15 protein-coding genes are annotated in these 15,565 nt (G+C 47.0%); all 15 read left to right on the forward strand.

Annotation, left to right across the window (positions count from 1 at the left end):
- Nucleotides 1-228 precede the first annotated feature (228 nt).
- The 15 genes from E4K67_RS01935 to E4K67_RS02005 all read left to right on the forward strand — a co-directional run bounded on the left by E4K67_RS01935 (nt 229) and on the right by E4K67_RS02005 (nt 15,563).
- The gene (locus E4K67_RS01935; protein ID WP_135544715.1) at nt 229-891 is read left to right on the forward strand and encodes an ABC transporter permease; all 663 of its coding nucleotides are present in this window, start codon (nt 229-231) and stop codon (nt 889-891) included.
- A gap of 44 nt (nt 892-935) precedes the next feature.
- Complete coding sequence (locus E4K67_RS01940) at nt 936-2,051, forward strand: betaine/proline/choline family ABC transporter ATP-binding protein (protein ID WP_135544716.1); 1,116 nt, start codon at nt 936-938, stop codon at nt 2,049-2,051.
- The gene (locus E4K67_RS01945; RefSeq protein ID WP_135544717.1) at nt 2,052-2,693 is read left to right on the forward strand and encodes an ABC transporter permease; all 642 of its coding nucleotides are present in this window, start codon (nt 2,052-2,054) and stop codon (nt 2,691-2,693) included.
- 123 nt (nt 2,694-2,816) lie between these two features.
- Complete coding sequence (locus E4K67_RS01950; protein ID WP_243454301.1) at nt 2,817-3,773, forward strand: glycine betaine ABC transporter substrate-binding protein; 957 nt, start codon at nt 2,817-2,819, stop codon at nt 3,771-3,773.
- 614 nt (nt 3,774-4,387) lie between these two features.
- Nucleotides 4,388-5,392, forward strand: a complete 1,005-nt coding sequence (locus tag E4K67_RS01955) for an ATP-binding protein (protein ID WP_243454302.1) — start codon at nt 4,388-4,390, stop codon at nt 5,390-5,392.
- Between the two features lie 47 nt (nt 5,393-5,439).
- A complete protein-coding gene (locus E4K67_RS01960; RefSeq protein WP_135544719.1) occupies nt 5,440-6,933 on the forward strand; it encodes a trimethylamine methyltransferase family protein in 1,494 nt (497 codons plus the stop codon).
- Between the two features lie 4 nt (nt 6,934-6,937).
- Complete coding sequence (locus tag E4K67_RS01965; RefSeq protein ID WP_135544720.1) at nt 6,938-8,422, forward strand: trimethylamine methyltransferase family protein; 1,485 nt, start codon at nt 6,938-6,940, stop codon at nt 8,420-8,422.
- Nucleotides 8,423-8,503: 81 nt separating this feature from the next.
- Nucleotides 8,504-9,241: a vitamin B12 dependent methionine synthase gene (locus tag E4K67_RS01970; protein ID WP_243454303.1), complete on the forward strand. Its 738-nt coding sequence runs from the start codon at nt 8,504-8,506 to the stop codon at nt 9,239-9,241.
- Nucleotides 9,242-9,376: 135 nt separating this feature from the next.
- Complete coding sequence (locus E4K67_RS01975; RefSeq protein ID WP_135544721.1) at nt 9,377-9,871, forward strand: (2Fe-2S)-binding protein; 495 nt, start codon at nt 9,377-9,379, stop codon at nt 9,869-9,871.
- Nucleotides 9,858-10,763 (forward strand): FAD binding domain-containing protein, encoded by a 906-nt coding sequence (locus E4K67_RS01980; RefSeq protein ID WP_135544722.1) that lies wholly within the window; start codon nt 9,858-9,860, stop codon nt 10,761-10,763. Before E4K67_RS01975 ends, E4K67_RS01980 begins: the two co-directional genes overlap by 14 nt.
- Nucleotides 10,753-12,765 (forward strand): urocanate hydratase, encoded by a 2,013-nt coding sequence (locus E4K67_RS01985; RefSeq protein ID WP_135545150.1) that lies wholly within the window; start codon nt 10,753-10,755, stop codon nt 12,763-12,765. The genes E4K67_RS01980 and E4K67_RS01985 overlap by 11 nt, the downstream gene beginning before the upstream one ends.
- A 71-nt stretch (nt 12,766-12,836) precedes the next feature.
- Nucleotides 12,837-13,514, forward strand: coding sequence for a hypothetical protein (locus E4K67_RS01990; protein ID WP_135544723.1), 678 nt, complete (start codon nt 12,837-12,839; stop codon nt 13,512-13,514).
- A gap of 106 nt (nt 13,515-13,620) precedes the next feature.
- On the forward strand, nt 13,621-14,250 hold the full coding sequence (locus E4K67_RS01995; protein ID WP_135544724.1) for a cyclodeaminase/cyclohydrolase family protein: 630 nt from the start codon (nt 13,621-13,623) through the stop codon (nt 14,248-14,250).
- A gap of 117 nt (nt 14,251-14,367) precedes the next feature.
- A complete protein-coding gene (gene ftcD / locus E4K67_RS02000) occupies nt 14,368-15,264 on the forward strand; it encodes a glutamate formimidoyltransferase (RefSeq protein WP_135544725.1) in 897 nt (298 codons plus the stop codon).
- Nucleotides 15,265-15,344: 80 nt separating this feature from the next.
- Nucleotides 15,345-15,563 (forward strand): hypothetical protein, encoded by a 219-nt coding sequence (locus tag E4K67_RS02005; RefSeq protein WP_135544726.1) that lies wholly within the window; start codon nt 15,345-15,347, stop codon nt 15,561-15,563.
- Nucleotides 15,564-15,565: the final 2 nt, after the last annotated feature.

Consider the following 15,565-nt stretch of genomic DNA (forward strand, 5'->3'; position numbering starts at 1 on the left):
TATGATGCACTTGTCCTAAAACTTGCTGTTTGAAGTATTCAAAGGTTCTTTTAGGGGCAAAAAAGTTATGCACCTCAGAAAAAGAGAAAAACGCCTCAAGGCCGATGCTCTCTATTGTCTGAATGTAGGCACGATTCTTGCAACAAATATTAAGTTTAACTCAGAGGACTCCTATTTGTAGAAATCGGGGGTCTCACGGTCGGATAAAGATTGGGGGAGTGATAGCGAGTGACCTTGCAAGATTTCCTGAGTTTTCTCGAGAAAAATACGGAGACGATTATCGAATATAGTGGAAATCACTTTACGCTAGTCTTGTCGGCGGTGATGATTTCGCTAGTGATCTGGGTACCGGTCGGCTTATTGTTGACCAAAAGCGATAAATGGGCTGCTAGGGTCTTGGGTTTGGCGAATACAATCTTTTGCATTCCTAGTTTATCGATGTTTGCTATTTTAGTTGCTATCCCTTTCTTCGGCTTAGGGCGGAAGTCTGCGTTGTTTGCTTTGGTTCTGTATGCGATGATGCCTTTGATTCGTAGTGTCTATGACGGGGTTAAAAATGTCGATCGCAATGTCATTGAAGCGGCCAGAGGGATGGGTATGAGTACGGGGAGAATTTTACGTGAAATTCTTGTGCCGTTGGGTATGCCGATTATCTTTGCTGGTTTTCGAATCACGGTTGTCATGACGACAGGCATCGCCGCGATCGCGACCTATATAGGAGAACGCAATCTAGGGCGCTTTATTTCGGAAGGGCTTGTCCGTTCAAATACGCCTATGATGGTTACTGGAGCCCTGATTATCTCCGTGATTGCTATTGGTTTGGACACGATCTTAGGGGTTATTGAGAAATGGATTGTTCCGAAAGGAATGAGGCGAAAGTTTGAAGGCTAAGTGGCGGTTTGCCATCGGATAAAGTTTCCAGAGGGGGATCTTGAATGATAGAACTAAAGCAAATTACGAAGCAGTACCCTGGTCAAGCGATGCCTGCAGTGGAGCAATTATCTCTTTCCATACCTGAAGGAGAGATTTGTGTATTAGTCGGTCCCTCGGGCTGCGGAAAAAGCACGATCTTGCGCATGATTAACCGAATGATAGAACCGACGTCTGGGTCGGTCACAATTAAAGGGGAAAATGTATCGAAGACCGATTCGGATCAGTTAAGAATGGGTATTGGTTATGTGATCCAGCAAATTGGTCTTCTACCCCACCGGACGATTGCAGAGAACATTGCAATTGTGCCTCGGTTATATAAATGGCCGAAGGAGAAGATCGCCAAACGTGTCGACGAGCTCATCGTCATGATGGGGCTTGACCTGGAAAAGACGCGGGGGAAATATCCGTCTCAGCTAAGTGGTGGGCAAATGCAGAGGGTTGGTGTAGCCCGAGCCATGGCTGTCGATCCTCCCATTATGCTTATGGATGAGCCCTTTGGAGCGGTTGACCCGATTGCACGGACCCATTTACAGGATGAATTACTGCGTCTGCAAAAGGAGATTAAAAAGACGATCGTCTTTGTCACGCATGATATTAATGAAGCCATTAAGATGGGAGACAATATTGCCATCTTCGACGCTGGTAAACTCGTTCAATTTGGAACGCCGGAAGAGATCCTCACGAATCCTAAGAATTCTTTTGTTGAGAACTTTATTGGACATGATCGAGTGGTCAAAAAGTTGAGCTTATATCGTGTTGATGAAGCGATGCAGCCCGTGAAGTGTCTTGTGAGGGAGGCTGAATTGCTGAGGGCCGGTCAGATGATGAAGGACGCAGGGACTGAGGTGGCGTTTGTCTTAAATGAGGTGGGTAAGCGCTTGGGACATTTGACGTTAGTGGAGTTTGAAGAGTGTCAGAATGAGCTGGAGGCTTTGCGGAAAAAGGTTCTTCGCACGGAGACGGCCTTCGTTCAAGCAACGACCTCTCTACCAGATGCTCTCTCGTTGTTGCTGGAATTTGACTCTGACTATCTGGGGATTCTTGAGGGCAAAGAACTTTGTGGAGTGCTCTCTTTCAAAGATATTCGGAGACATGTTTACCGGAAAGAGGGTGGGTAAATGACTTGGGAAAATTTTAGGTTTGCCCTTTTCGAGAAGGCGCCAGAAGCCCTACTGGAGCATTTTCTGATCGTTGTGATTACCATATCGATAGCTATTCTGATTTCCGTCCCTCTCGGAGTCTTATTATCTCGTCCGAAGTTCAAAGGTTTCGGCCTAGTAACCCTTAACATATTGAACGTTTTACAAGCGATTCCAGGGTTGGCTATTATTGCCTTAGCGTTACCGATTCTTGGTTTGGGAATGAAACCTGCCGTCCTCGCTTTGCTCTTTCAAAGTCTGCTGCCCATTGTCCGAAATACGATTGCTGGGTTGATTGGGGTAAGTCCAGATGTGAAGGAAGCGGCTAGTGGTATGGGGATGTCCCAGCGGAGAATTCTTATTGAAGTAGAAATTCCGTTGGCTTTGCCGATTATTCTGAGCGGTATTCGGACTGCCACTGTTTATGTTGTCAGTATTGGGACCTTAGCTGCGCTGATTGGGGCAGGCGGTTTGGGTAATTTAATTATGGGGGGCTTGTCTCTTTTCCGGCCAGAGTACTTGCTGGTTGGAGCTGGGCTTGGGGCGCTTATGGCGATCGTGTTAGAGCGGAGTTTAAGCTATCTTGAGTATCGAATTACTCCACCTGGTATGCGGGTTTAAATAAGTGAACCTGTGAATGGAGTTGAAGGGAGGGATCCACCCAGTAAGGGATTGAAGGTTTGGAAGGTTAATAAGATTTATAGGAGAGAAGGATAAAAAAGGTTTAGAGGAAGGGGTCTGTATATGAAGAAGAGATTATCATTGGGAATCGTTGTGATTATGTCGCTCGCCTTAGCTTTGGGAGGCGTAATGGGCTGTGGCGCAAAAGCGCCTGCAGCTGGGACTACTCCGGCTGCTACTGACACAGCTAAAAAAGGACCGACGATTAAGATTTCGTCTAAGACCTTTACAGAAGCGGCACTCTTGGGAACACTTAGTCTGCAGTACTTAAAGGGCCTGGGATACCCGGTGGAAAACAAGATGGGTCTAGGGGAATTGGCCGTGATTAGACCAGCTCTGACTTCTGGGCAAATCGATCTTTATTGGGAGTACACTGGTACGGGTGTCATCAACTTAATGAAACATGACCCTGTGTTTGAGGCGCAAGAGAGCTACAAACTTATTAAAGAGTGGGATGCTAAAAATAACATTGTGTGGCTAGATTATGCTCCCTTGGATGATACCTATGGAATTGTGGTCCGCGGAGATGTCGCTGAAAAGTATAAACTTAAGACAATCTCGGACTATGTTGCTCTAGTTAAGAAGGGCGAAAGCCTGAAATTCGTCGGCTTCCCTGAATGGGAAGGGCGAGCTGACGGTCTACCATCCTTTGAAAAGGTTTATGATTTCAAAATGCCTAAAGGGGATTTCGTCAATGTGGCCATGGGTTTAAACTACGATACTCTCAAAGCTAATAAAGGGGATCTAGCTATAGCCTTCACCACGGAACCGAGAATCGTTACGGATAAGTTGGTCATGCTCGTAGACGATAAAAAGGCCTTCCCGGTTTATAATGCTGCACCTGTTGTCAGAAAAGAAATTGTCGATGCTTATCCTACCTTGGCTGATGATCTAAAGAAATTGAGTTCTGTGCTCGATACTAGGACCATCACAGAGTTGAACATGCAGGCTGACATTGAGAAGAAGTCTGTCGAAGAAGTTTCAACGACGTTTTTGAAGAGTAAGGGTTTGCTCAAGTAGGGAGGCTCGCGAGACACGTCCTCGGCCCTGCGTTCGTCGTGCCAAACTAGGGCTTTAATCCTTTCTTTGGGGAGGGCAGGGTTCCCGGCAAATCGGCCATCCTTGGCCGTTGCCGGCGGGAAACGTCCTTGTTTCCCGCCCTGCCGATGAAAGAGGATTAAAGCCGAGTTTGGCTACGACGACCGCAAAGGCGTCGGAGCGTGTGATCGCGGACCCACCGTTCTTCGTTCCGTTTCGGTTCCAAGACCGGGACGCAGTGTCACACGAGCGCGAAGCCTTTACGTAAGCAGATTAGCAAACTTCCGTGTAAGCGGCCCCAGATACGGGGCAGCGAACAAGGACGTGAGCTGTCGCCACTGCGCCAAGGATGGCGCATTTGGCACGATAGTCTCCAGTGGAGATTATCGCCGTAGGCGTGTTCTTTAAAAGAATACTATCGCCGAAGGATGAACCCCGCACCCCCTTTAGGAGCTTACACGGTTAGTTTGCTCTGCGTCGTAAGTGCCGAGCGCTGTGTCACACAAGTCTGGCCACTTTATGCCCCGGAATTGCCTCTGGCTTGGGGCAGGAGGTGGCCATTATTAGTTTTTGAAACGTGAAAGGCAGGATATTTTATGTCCATATTGTCGAGGGGTGAGAGGTTTGCCGCCTTGTTTGGGGTACCGAAGTTTGTCGTTCCCCATTTGGCTTGTTTTGTGTCTGAACCTGAAATGGAGCTGGTGCTTCTGATGGATGGTCAGAAGTGTTCTGTCCCTGATTTAGCTTTGAAGATGAAATGCACGCAATTAGAAACCCGGGACCTGCTGGAGAGCTGCTATTTGAAGTCGATTGTCAATAAGGAAGAGTGTGGTGGGGAACTGGTTTATTTTGCTTCTAGTTTCTATGATAGATTAGATTATTTGTGTAAGTTTGACGACAACTATCATGTGGACCAAGAACTGTCTGCGGCTTTGAACGAGTGGTGCTATGAAGTGTACGCAGGTCGGATGGAGCCGTATTTAGATAGACTTCAGAAAAAGGAGGAAGTGGATAGGGCTCCGGAGATGTTTGAGCTGATAGATAATCTTGAGGAATTACTTGATTCTGTTAGTGAAATCCGTTTAGTTCCTTGTAATTGTCGGAAGTTAGCGGGCCATTGTTCTAAGCCAACTGAAACTTGTTTGAGTTTTGATCGCTCCATCACAGACCGTACTTTTGGTCAAGTTCTGACGAAGGAGGAGGCCAAAGAGATCGTGGAGGCGGCTCATCGCAATGGCTTGATGCATTCTGTGAACAGTGACTGGCGGACCAAGGGGTTGGCCTATATGTGTAATTGTTGTTCTTGCTGTTGTTATCCGACACGTTTTGCCTTAGATAGGGGAACAAAGGGCGTATTCCCGGTTATTAAATACGAGGCTCAGAGAGATGCAGTCAAGTGTACCCATTGTGGGGCGTGCACCAAGCGGTGCCATTTTTCAGCGTTTTATGTGGGTGAAGCGGAATTTGTGGTGAAAGGCAAGATCCGAAGGATGGTTGAATTTGATCCGGAAAAGTGTTGGGGGTGTGGAATCTGTGTTGAGACTTGTCCCCATGAGGCAATCTCCATGGGTGCTCTGAGAATCAATCTTAAGGATGGCTAAGAAGTGCCTAGTGAATCTAGTGAATTAAGTAAGAGGGGGAGACGTTTATGAGAAAGATTCGTTCTAATAGTATTGAATATGCAACCCCACAGCTACGGTGGGTCAGTGAGGGACAGATTGAGGAGATTCATTTCGCGACCTTGGAAGTGCTGGAGCGGACTGGGGTAAAAGTGGACCATCCAGAGGCCTTGCAGTTGATGAAGGATGCGGGATGTATTGTGACGGAAAACCGTGTTCGAATTCCGAGTTGGCTGGTCGAAGAGTGCATTCGCTTGGCACCGAGTAAAATTGTGGTTGCCAATCGCAAGGGTGAACGCGTCATGCCTCTGGAAAAGAATAGGACGTATTTCGGCACGGGCTCGGATCTTCCCTTTACCATTGATCTGGAAACGGGTAAGCGAAGACGCTCTACGAAGAAAGACGTTGAATTGGCCTGCCGGGTCATGGACTATTTACCAAATTATGATTTTGTGATGAGTTATGCCATTGCTTCAGATCAGAGTGCTAAAGTAAGCGACCTTCATCAGATGGAGGCTATGGTTTCTAACACGATTAAACCGATGATCGTGACTGCCCATGATGAAATAAATATGCGGGCTCAATTAGAGATGGCTGCCCTAGTGGTGGGTGGTAAGGAAGAACTTCGCAAGAACCCTTGCCTGATTCTTTACTCTGAACCGATCTCTCCGTTGGTACATACGAATGATGGGATTGGCAAGATGTTTGCGTGTTTTGAATATGGAGTGCCGGTCGTTTATACGCCGGGGATTTTATCTGGGGCTACAACGCCAGTTACAAAAGCAGGAACTATCGTGTTGATGAACGCGGAGGCACTAGCCGGGGTTGTCATGGCTCAGTTAAAACAAAAAGGTGCGCCCATTATTATAGGGGGCGGCGCGACTCCGATGGACATGCGGACCACGGCAACTCTCTACGGGTCTCCGGAGACGATGATGAACTATGGAATTATGACTCAATTATCTCAATTTTACGGGATTCCGAACTTTACAGAAGCTGGGTGTGTCAATGCACCTGTGCCTGATGCTCAGGCTGGAATGGAAGCGGGGAACGGAATTTTAATGGCTCAGTTGATGGGCGCTAATTTGGTTCATGACGTGGGATATCTCGAGGGTGGAAAAACCGGTTCACTGACGTTTTTGACAATGTGCAATGATTTTATGGATAACGCGCGTTACATGGGCCGTGGAACTCGAATTAATGAGGATACGTTGGCCGTCGATGTGATCGATGAAGTGGGCCCGGGTGGCAACTATCTCGGTCATGATCATACCTTTAAGCATTTCCGTGACGAGGTCTGGACACCAAAACAGTTCAACCGATCCTTCTGGGAGATTTGGGAAGAGCAGGGATCTAAATCGGCAGAAGACCTAGCTGCTGATTTGGCCAAAGAGATCGTCGCAACGCATACTTCTGAACTGCTCGATGAAACGATCCGCACAGGATTGAATGAGATCATAGCGGAGACTGAGAGGGAGAAAAAGTCCACGAGGAGAGTCAAGGGGACAAAGAAGGGGGAGTAACGTCATGGGAGTAGGAACTTCACACGGCAACGGGCTGTTTTTCCGAACACTGACAGAAAAACAAGCGATGGATATTCATCACGCGAGTTGTCAAATTCTCGAAGAGACGGGTATGGTGATTCACCATGAGGAAGCGGTCGAACTTCTTCGCCAGGCGGGGGCATTAGTAGAAAACGGTAACCATGTTTATTTTCCGACCTATCTTGTGCAGCAAGCTTTGCAATCCGCTCCTTCAAGAGTGACCCTATATAATCGAAGCGGTGGAGCAGCACTTCATTTAGAAGGGTCCAATGTATATTTTGGTACAGGGTCAGACACCCTCAATTATCTCGATCCGAACACTTTGCAAAGGCGTAAGTGGCTTCAAGAGGATGTGGCGAACGGGATTAAAATCTGTGACAAGTCGCCAAATATTGATTTTGTCATGTCCATGGGCCTTTTGTCGGATGTGGATCCTCGCATGATTAATCGGGAACAATATGCTATTATGGTGCAAAATACAGAAAAACCCCAAGTAGTTATCGCCGAAGATGGGGATACTCTGCGGGATATTATCGAGATGGCTGCTGTGGCAGTCGGTGGGAAAGAACGGTTGCGGCAAAAACCCCTGTTTATGCTCTACACCGAGCCAACATCCCCACTCCAGCATCCGAAAGAATCAGTTGACAAATTATTGATCGCCGCAGAAAATGGGGTTCCCACGAATTTTGCCTGCGGAGGGGTCGCAGGAGCCTCTGTTCCGGTAACGGTCGGTGCTGCTTTAGTTCAAGCAAACGCTGAGGCTTTGAGTGGTTTAGTCATCCATCAATTGAAAGCCAAAGGGGCCCCTTTTGTATACGGCTACGGTAATTCTCCCCTCGATATGCGGACTATGCAGGCTATTTATGCTACTCCTGAGGCTATTCTCTATCAAGGGGGGATGGTGGATCTTGCACACTACTACCAGCTTCCTTCTTGGGGTTATGCTGGGTGTTGCAATTCTAAAGTGTGTGATGAACAAGCGATTATGGAGTCGACCCAATTCACCTTAATGGGTGCACTTCAAGGGTGTAATATTATGCATGATGTTTTTTATATGGAATTTGGCTTAACGGGATCACTGGAACTACTGGTCATTTCGAATGAGGTGATTGAGCGGACTCGACGATTGCTAAGAGGGATTGATACGGACAAAGAATCCTTGGGTGTAGAAGCGATTATGCGAGTGGGTCCAGGTGGCAACTTCTTGGGGGATGAGCATACGGCCGCTCATTTTAGACAAAATTGGCGGCCAGAGCTCTCAGATTTTAGTAACTATGAGAATTGGTCAGAGAACGGAAGTAAGACGATGGCCGATCGGGCGCGGGAACGGATTAAAACGATCCTTGAAACACATCACCCAAAACCTGTCACAGAAGAGGTTAGAGCGGGAATTGAAGCGGTACTTATCAAGGCCAGAGAAAAGTGTGCGGTGCCCAGGAGCCGATATAAGGGTAAGAGGGGCAAGTGAATTCGATTAGCCTAAAGTGTCTTGGGTAATCGCTTAATAATAGAAGGCATGGGGTTTTAAAATTTGGGAGGTAGCGGGTAAATGATGCAGCGAATTGAGTGGAAAAACTTGAATATAGATCCGTCTGAGGTTTATCGGCGTATTGGTATGCCGGATGCGGATTCTAAACGGAGTCAGAATTTTAAGCCATATGTTGAACAGATGCGACTCAAGGCGTTAGGTCTTATTGAGGTTCGTTGCATTTATGACTACGTACCGGTAAAGGTCTCGGGTTCTGAAGAAATTCTTCTGGCCAACCAGTATCCAGTTAAAGCTGCTACTTCGTTCTTTGAAGGAGCAGCGGAAGTGCTAATCGCTATTCAAACTATCGGCTTTCGCCTCGAAGAAGAGTCAGCGCGTTTGTTTGAAGTTAATGAGATGCTCGATGGGATGGTCCTAGATGGCTGCGGGACAGTGGCCCTTGATGAAGCTTTAGAATTGTTAAGGGGTATGGTGGTTAAGGACGTGTCAGCTCGCGGTCTACAGACGGGTCATAATTTATGCCCAGGGGGTTATCAAATTCCCCTAGAAGCTCAGAAAACCATATTTGCTCTGCTGGATGGAGGAGAAATTGGGGTGACGTTAGGGGAGTCGTTGGTAATGTCTCCGGTAAAATCTCATACGCTGGTGATCCCTGTTGGACAAAAGTTGAGTAAGCCGAACTTGTCCTGCGCAATAACCTGTGAGATGTGCGTGGATCAGCAAAATTGTTCCCACAGTCGCTTGAAATTTGGCAAACCTAAGCCGCTGGCCACGGATGGAGAGAAAAGGAACACTTAGCGGTGAAGGAGGCGTATACCCCCATCGAAGCAGAGTATGGGGTAAAACTCCCCCTTGGAGAAGTGGGAGTCTCGATGGGATGAAGTCCTTTCAGGTGGAAAACCATCCCCCATACTTGCAGGAGGCGTACAGAAAATGGAATTAGAAATGACCGTTAATGGTATGGCACAACGAGTGCGAGTTAAGCCTAACGATCGATTAATTGATGTTCTGCGAGAGTCCCTGGGTTTAACGGGTGCCAAAGAAGGGTGTAGTGGAGAAGGGGAATGTGGTGCTTGTACTGTTATTATGAATGGTAAAGCCGTTAATTCCTGCTTGGTCCTAGCTTTACAAGCCAGAGGGAAAGAGATTGTTACTATCGAAGGTTTAGAGCATAATGGGGAGTTAGATCTCCTCCAACAAGCCTTTATTGATTCGGGTGCAGTCCAGTGTGGGTATTGCACGCCAGGCATGATTATGGCGGCAAAGGCTTTGCTGATGGAGAATCCCACCCCGAGTGAAGCGGAGATCAGGCTTGCTATTGCGGGGAATCTCTGTCGCTGTACAGGCTATATCAAGATCATTGACGCCATTCAGGCGGTAGCTGGCACGAACCTTGGGAAAGGGGGGCCAGTCGATGGAGGGGTATAAAGGGTATAACTTCTTTGGACCGACGACTTTAAACCAGTTAATGGAGGGGGTCTCAGACTTTAACGGGAGTATCTCCTTCATAGCGGGGGGGACTGACCTAGTCATTGACTTGAGAAAGGGCAAAAAAAAGCCACAACTTGTCGTTGACTTGTCTCAAATTCCAGAACTTAGCGGGGTTCATGAGGAGGATGGTCGTATCCACATTGGGGGTGCTACTACCTTTAGCCTTCTGTCCAGACATCCACTCATTTTAAAAAAGGGGTTATGTTTAGCGCAAGCGACCCGGAGGATTGGCTCAGAGCAGATCAGAAACCGTGGGACGATAGGGGGAAATATTGCCAGCGCTTCCCCTGCAGGAGATTGTTTGCCTGTGCTTTTAGTCTTAGAAGCGATGATTACCTTACAAGATCCTATTTCCGTTCGAAGGCTTCCTCTTTGTCAGGTGCTGCAGGGAAGTGGTCGAACCTGCTTGACCTCGAAGGAGGTGATCACCGGGATTGACTTTCCTCTCCTAGATGACGAGTATGTCAGCGGTTTTGAGAAGATTGGTAGTCGGACGACTGTGACCGTGGCTAGATTAAATATGGCAACGGTGATAAAGTACGATCGAGAGAATAATTCCATCAAGGAAGCGCGCATCGCTGTAGGAGCACTTGGCGAGACGGCATTTAGGTTACCGGACCTCGAAAAAAATCTTTTGGGAGAGATCAATCCGTTACTTTTACGCCGTTTTGAGGACATGCTAACAGAAGCTGTTGATAAGGCGATTACAGGGAGAGAATCTCACCCCTATAAACGTGAGGCAATAAGGGGAATAGCTGAGGATATGTTCGTGAACCTTTTTGGATCAAACTCGATTCCAGGAGAAAGTGGGCGAAAGCATGACCAGTAATTATGAAATTTCGGAAGCCATGACCATTAAACTAGACTCTCAGCTGCCAGAGATACAAGAATTTGTAGAGGGAATCCGCAGGGCTCCAGATAGAGGGTTTAGCCTAACACCAGCTCAAACTAAGATTGCTTTAAAAAATGCTCTGCGCTATGTGCCAGAGGAATTCCACGAGACATTAGCCCCAGAATTCCTAGAGGAATTGCGGACGAGAGGTAGAATTTATGCTTATCGTTTCCGTCCAGCGGGACGATTGTATGGTAAACCTATTGAAGAGTATAAGGGGAACTGCATCGAAGGCAAGGCTTTTCAGGTGATGATCGAGAATAACCTGGATTTTGATGTTGCTCTTTATCCCTATGAGCTTGTAACTTACGGTGAAACGGGAAGTGTCTGCCAAAACTGGCTGCAGTATCGTTTGATCAAAAAATACCTTGAAGTGATGACGGATCAGCAGACCTTGGTCATGGAATCAGGGCACCCAGTGGGGTTGTTCCCCTCGCGGCCGGAATCTCCGAGAGTGATTATCACGAATGCTTTAATGGTCGGAATGTTTGACAATCAGAAGGATTGGGAAATTGCGGAGCAGATGGGCGTTGCCAATTATGGACAAATGACAGCAGGTGGCTGGATGTATATTGGACCTCAAGGAATTGTGCATGGCACGTTCAATACCTTACTCAATGCTGGCCGCTTAAAGTTGGGGGTCCCGCATGATGGGGATATTCGAGGCTTTTTATTTATTTCGTCCGGTCTGGGCGGAATGAGCGGTGCGCAGGGGAAATCTGTGGAGATTGCCCAGGGAGTCGGCATTATTGCTGAAGTCGACGAGTCCAGAATCCAGACTCGTTACGAGCAGGGCTGGGTTAGTAAACGATCAGCAGACCTCGAGGAAGTCTTTCGGATTGCGGCGGAGTATTTGCAGAAGAAAGAACCTATGTCGATTGCCTACCAGGGTAATGTCGTGGACTTATTGGAGTATGCGGTCAAGAACAAGATAAAAGTGGACTTACTTTCTGACCAGACATCCTGTCATGTTGTGCATGAAGGGGGCTACTGCCCACAAGGAATTACCTTCGAAGAGAGAACCAGGCTTCTTGGTGAGGACCGGGTAGAATTTGCAAGATTGGTGGACGAGAGTCTAAGACGCCACTACGAATTGATCTCTACGTTGGTCGAACGGGGTACCTATTTCTTTGATTACGGGAATTCTTTTATGAAAGCGGTTTATGATGCTGGAGTCCAAGAGATCTCTAAAAATGGCGTGGATGAAAAAGATGGCTTTATTTTCCCCTCTTATGTGGAAGATATCATGGGGCCAGAACTCTTTGATTATGGGTACGGGCCGTTTAGGTGGGTTTGCCTGAGCGGAAAAAAAGAAGATTTACAGAAAACCGACAAGGCAGCTATGAACTGTATCGATCCAAACCGCAGGGGTCAAGATCGGGACAACTATATATGGATTAAGGATGCGGAAAAGAATAAACTGGTCGTCGGTACTCAAGCGAGGATTCTCTATCAGGACGCTGAGGGGCGGATTAAGATTGCCCTTAAATTCAATGAAATGATTCGTGATGGTGAGATTGGAGCGGTCATGCTGGGACGAGATCACCATGATGTGAGCGGTACGGATTCACCGTTTAGAGAAACGGCGAACATCAAAGATGGTAGTAATGTGATGGCCGATATGGCTGTACAAAGCTTCGCGGGGGATGCCGCCAGAGGGATGAGTCTTGTATCCCTGCATAATGGAGGGGGCGTCGGTATTGGCAAAGCGATCAATGGGGGCTTTGGCTTGGTACTTGACGGAAGTGAACGCGTGGATAAGGTTATTAAATCCGCCTTGTTATGGGATGTGATGGGTGGAGTCGCTCGACGGTCTTGGGCTAGAAATGAGCATTCAATTGAAACCAGCATTGAGTTTAATGAGCGTTACAAGGGGAAAGGACATATTACGGTTCCCTTTATTCCTGACGAGGAGTTAATTGAGAGACTAGTCAAGTAAGGCTCCGCGACATACTTGTTCAGCTATGCGATTGTCATAAATAATCGGTAACGCTGGAGGGGGAGTTTATTTTGGATAGGAAAGTTCTAACGTTGGGTTTAGTAATGTGCCTATCAAGTATTACTGTCACAGGGTGTTCAAATTCTCAACAGGATGAAATAGCCAGACTCGATAAGAGTTATGTTTTAGAACAGCAAAAAAACGTTGAACTAGAAAAGGAGAAAGCTGTTTTAAGTGAATCGCTTGAAAGTGCAAATAAGAGAGTAGAAAAGCAAGTATCGATAATTACAAGTTTAAGCAAAGATTCGGCAAATGAAATGAATATTTATTCCATCTGTACAGGTAATATTGATGATTACAGCAAGGTAATAGATTTTTATATAACTATGCCCAAGGAACTTTCCCTGAAGAGTAAATTGAGTACCATTGCAGAAACTATATCTGAAGCTTATTTTAGCAATCTTCCGATCAAGGTATTAGAGATTGATGATAAGAAAATTGCCACGGTCAATCTGGAGGAGATGCCAGAAAGCTCAACAGATACATCAATGAAACAGAGTAACTCATGGTCTACTAGCTTATTCCAAGGATCAACAGGGGGAACTATAACGAGAATTCGTTTAGCTGAATCATTCTTACAGAAAGACTATAAGGGTGAGTGGATAGAAGGTATAAGATTTTTGTATAAGGGACAGCGTATAGATTTTCAACATGTTCCAGAATTAAGTGAAGTTATTTATCGACGATAGTTTTCTTCGATTAGTCTCTTCGAACAGTCTTTCGAACAGTCTTCTTCCATCAGTATTCTTGTTCACTACCCTTGTTAACAAAAAAGCATACGGAGGTATTTCGATTATGAATTTGCGAGACTTAAGCTTGAATGACTTTGTTCAAGAGGTGGCATCTTCCTCGCCTGCGCCGGGCGGCGGGAGTGTTGCAGCTTATGCAGGGGCTCAAGGATATGCGTTGGTTGCTATGGTTTGTCGTTTGACGCTTGGACGGGAGAAGTTTTTCCCGGTTCAGGAGGAGATGAGGTCTTTGCTGGAAGTGGCTGTGGTGAGGCGGGAAGAGTTGTTGAGCCTGGTTCAGGAGGATACTGAAGGGTTTAAGGTCGTGATGGAGGCACTCGCGCTACCTAAGCAGAGTGATGAGGAAAAAGTGCTCCGACGTGAAGCCTTGGAGCGGGCAACGATGAAGGCAGCTGAGATTCCCTTGCAGACGGCGAGGGTTTGTTTGACGGGGTTGAGCGAAGTACTTGGCTTGTTGACTAAAGGAAATCCTAATGCCTTGAGTGACATGGGAGTTGCTGCTCAAATGTTTAAATCTGGGTTAGAGGGTGCCCTCTATAATGTTCAAATAAATGCGCTAGGCCTTAAGTCTCTGCCGATGAAAGAAGATTTAATGATGCAATGCCAAGCATTGCGCGAAAAGGGAACTCGCTTGTTTGAGGAATGCCAAGGTAATGTGTTGAAGCGGCTCGAGTAGTGAGACTCTCAAGGCAAGAGTCGGGGGCAGTTCGCAAGTATGAGGAGTGTTCTTGAATTTGCATTGAATTAATTGGATATTGGATATTGAATTATAAATTTTAGGGGGAAATAATTAGTGGTAAAGATTATGGAATGTATTCCTAATATCAGCGAGGGCAGGAGATTAGATGTTGTAGAGGAAATCCTGGCTGAGGTGAGACAGGTTGCGGGAGTTACTTTGCTGGATTATTCCAGTAATGCGGATCACAATCGGACGGTTATTAGCCTGATTGGTGAGCCAGAAAGGGTAGTTGAGGCTGCTTGGAGGCTTATCGTAAAAGCGGCTGAGAAGATTGACCTGGATCAGCACCAAGGGGAACATCCTCGAATGGGGGCAACAGATGTCGTTCCGTTCGTTCCAATACGGGGAATGGCGATGGAAGAATGTGTTGATTTAGCGAAGGGCTTAGGGGAACGTGTTGGGCGGGAATTATTAATTCCGGTCTATCTGTATGAGAAGGCTGCGACTAGGCCTGAACGTCGCAACTTAGCGGAGGTGCGTAGAGGGCAATATGAAGGGCTGAAAGAGAGTATTCGAACTTCTGAGCGGACTCCAGATTATGGGCCAAGTGTTTTAGGGAAGGCGGGAGCGATCGCCATTGGAGCTCGACCGCCTCTTGTTGCGTTTAATGTGAACCTGGGAACAACAAATCTAGAGATTGGCAAAGCGATTGCCAAAGGGATTCGTGGGAGTTCTGGCGGATTTGTCAATATTAAGGCTTTAGCGATTGATCTTTCTGAGCAAGGGCTTGTGCAGATCTCTATGAATATGGTGGATACTCAAGGAACGCCATTGTATCGGGCTCTGGAGTTTATAAAGACAGAGGCAGCCCATTTTGGAGTGCCTATTGTAGGTAGTGAAATCGTGGGACTTGTCCCGTTGGAGGCTATGATGGATGTTGCAACCTATTATTTAGGGGTGCATGATTTCTCTAGTGAGCAGATTTTGGAGAAACGCGTGTTCGGATTTTAAGAGGGTCCGCGAAACACTTCCTCGGCCATGCGTTCATCGTGCCAAACTAGGGCTTTAATCCGTCATGCAAGAGGGGTAGGATGCCCGGCCAATGCGACGTCCGTGTCGCATGGCCGGCGGGAAACGTCCTTGTTTCCCGTCCTACGGATGAAAGCGGATTAAAGCCGAGTTTGGCAACGACCACCGCAAAGGCGTTGGAGAGTGTTATCGCGGACCCTCTAGCTTGGGTCGAGTGGAGAGGAAGGATGACGGAAAAGACCGTGGCGCTGTTTGCATTTATTAACGCAGAGGCGCTTTGAGA

Origin of the sequence: Desulfosporosinus fructosivorans (assembly GCF_004766045.1) — a bacterium.
GTDB lineage: Bacteria > Bacillota > Desulfitobacteriia > Desulfitobacteriales > Desulfitobacteriaceae > Desulfosporosinus > Desulfosporosinus fructosivorans.

Excerpts from the sequence above, each read along its gene's own strand:
- E4K67_RS01970 (WP_243454303.1), top strand. The coding sequence starts at position 8,504 with ATGATGCAGCGAATTGAGTGGAAAAACTTGAATATAGATCCGTCTGAG.
- E4K67_RS01985 (WP_135545150.1), top strand. The coding sequence starts at position 10,753 with ATGACCAGTAATTATGAAATTTCGGAAGCCATGACCATTAAACTAGAC.
- E4K67_RS01995 (WP_135544724.1), top strand. The coding sequence starts at position 13,621 with ATGAATTTGCGAGACTTAAGCTTGAATGACTTTGTTCAAGAGGTGGCA.
- E4K67_RS01975 (WP_135544721.1), top strand. The coding sequence starts at position 9,377 with ATGGAATTAGAAATGACCGTTAATGGTATGGCACAACGAGTGCGAGTT.
- E4K67_RS02005 (WP_135544726.1), top strand. The coding sequence starts at position 15,345 with ATGCCCGGCCAATGCGACGTCCGTGTCGCATGGCCGGCGGGAAACGTC.
- E4K67_RS01980 (WP_135544722.1), top strand. The coding sequence starts at position 9,858 with ATGGAGGGGTATAAAGGGTATAACTTCTTTGGACCGACGACTTTAAAC.
- E4K67_RS01950 (WP_243454301.1), top strand. The coding sequence starts at position 2,817 with ATGAAGAAGAGATTATCATTGGGAATCGTTGTGATTATGTCGCTCGCC.
- E4K67_RS01940 (WP_135544716.1), top strand. The coding sequence starts at position 936 with ATGATAGAACTAAAGCAAATTACGAAGCAGTACCCTGGTCAAGCGATG.
- E4K67_RS01960 (WP_135544719.1), top strand. The coding sequence starts at position 5,440 with ATGAGAAAGATTCGTTCTAATAGTATTGAATATGCAACCCCACAGCTA.
- E4K67_RS01965 (WP_135544720.1), top strand. The coding sequence starts at position 6,938 with ATGGGAGTAGGAACTTCACACGGCAACGGGCTGTTTTTCCGAACACTG.
- E4K67_RS01955 (WP_243454302.1), top strand. The coding sequence starts at position 4,388 with ATGTCCATATTGTCGAGGGGTGAGAGGTTTGCCGCCTTGTTTGGGGTA.
- E4K67_RS01945 (WP_135544717.1), top strand. The coding sequence starts at position 2,052 with ATGACTTGGGAAAATTTTAGGTTTGCCCTTTTCGAGAAGGCGCCAGAA.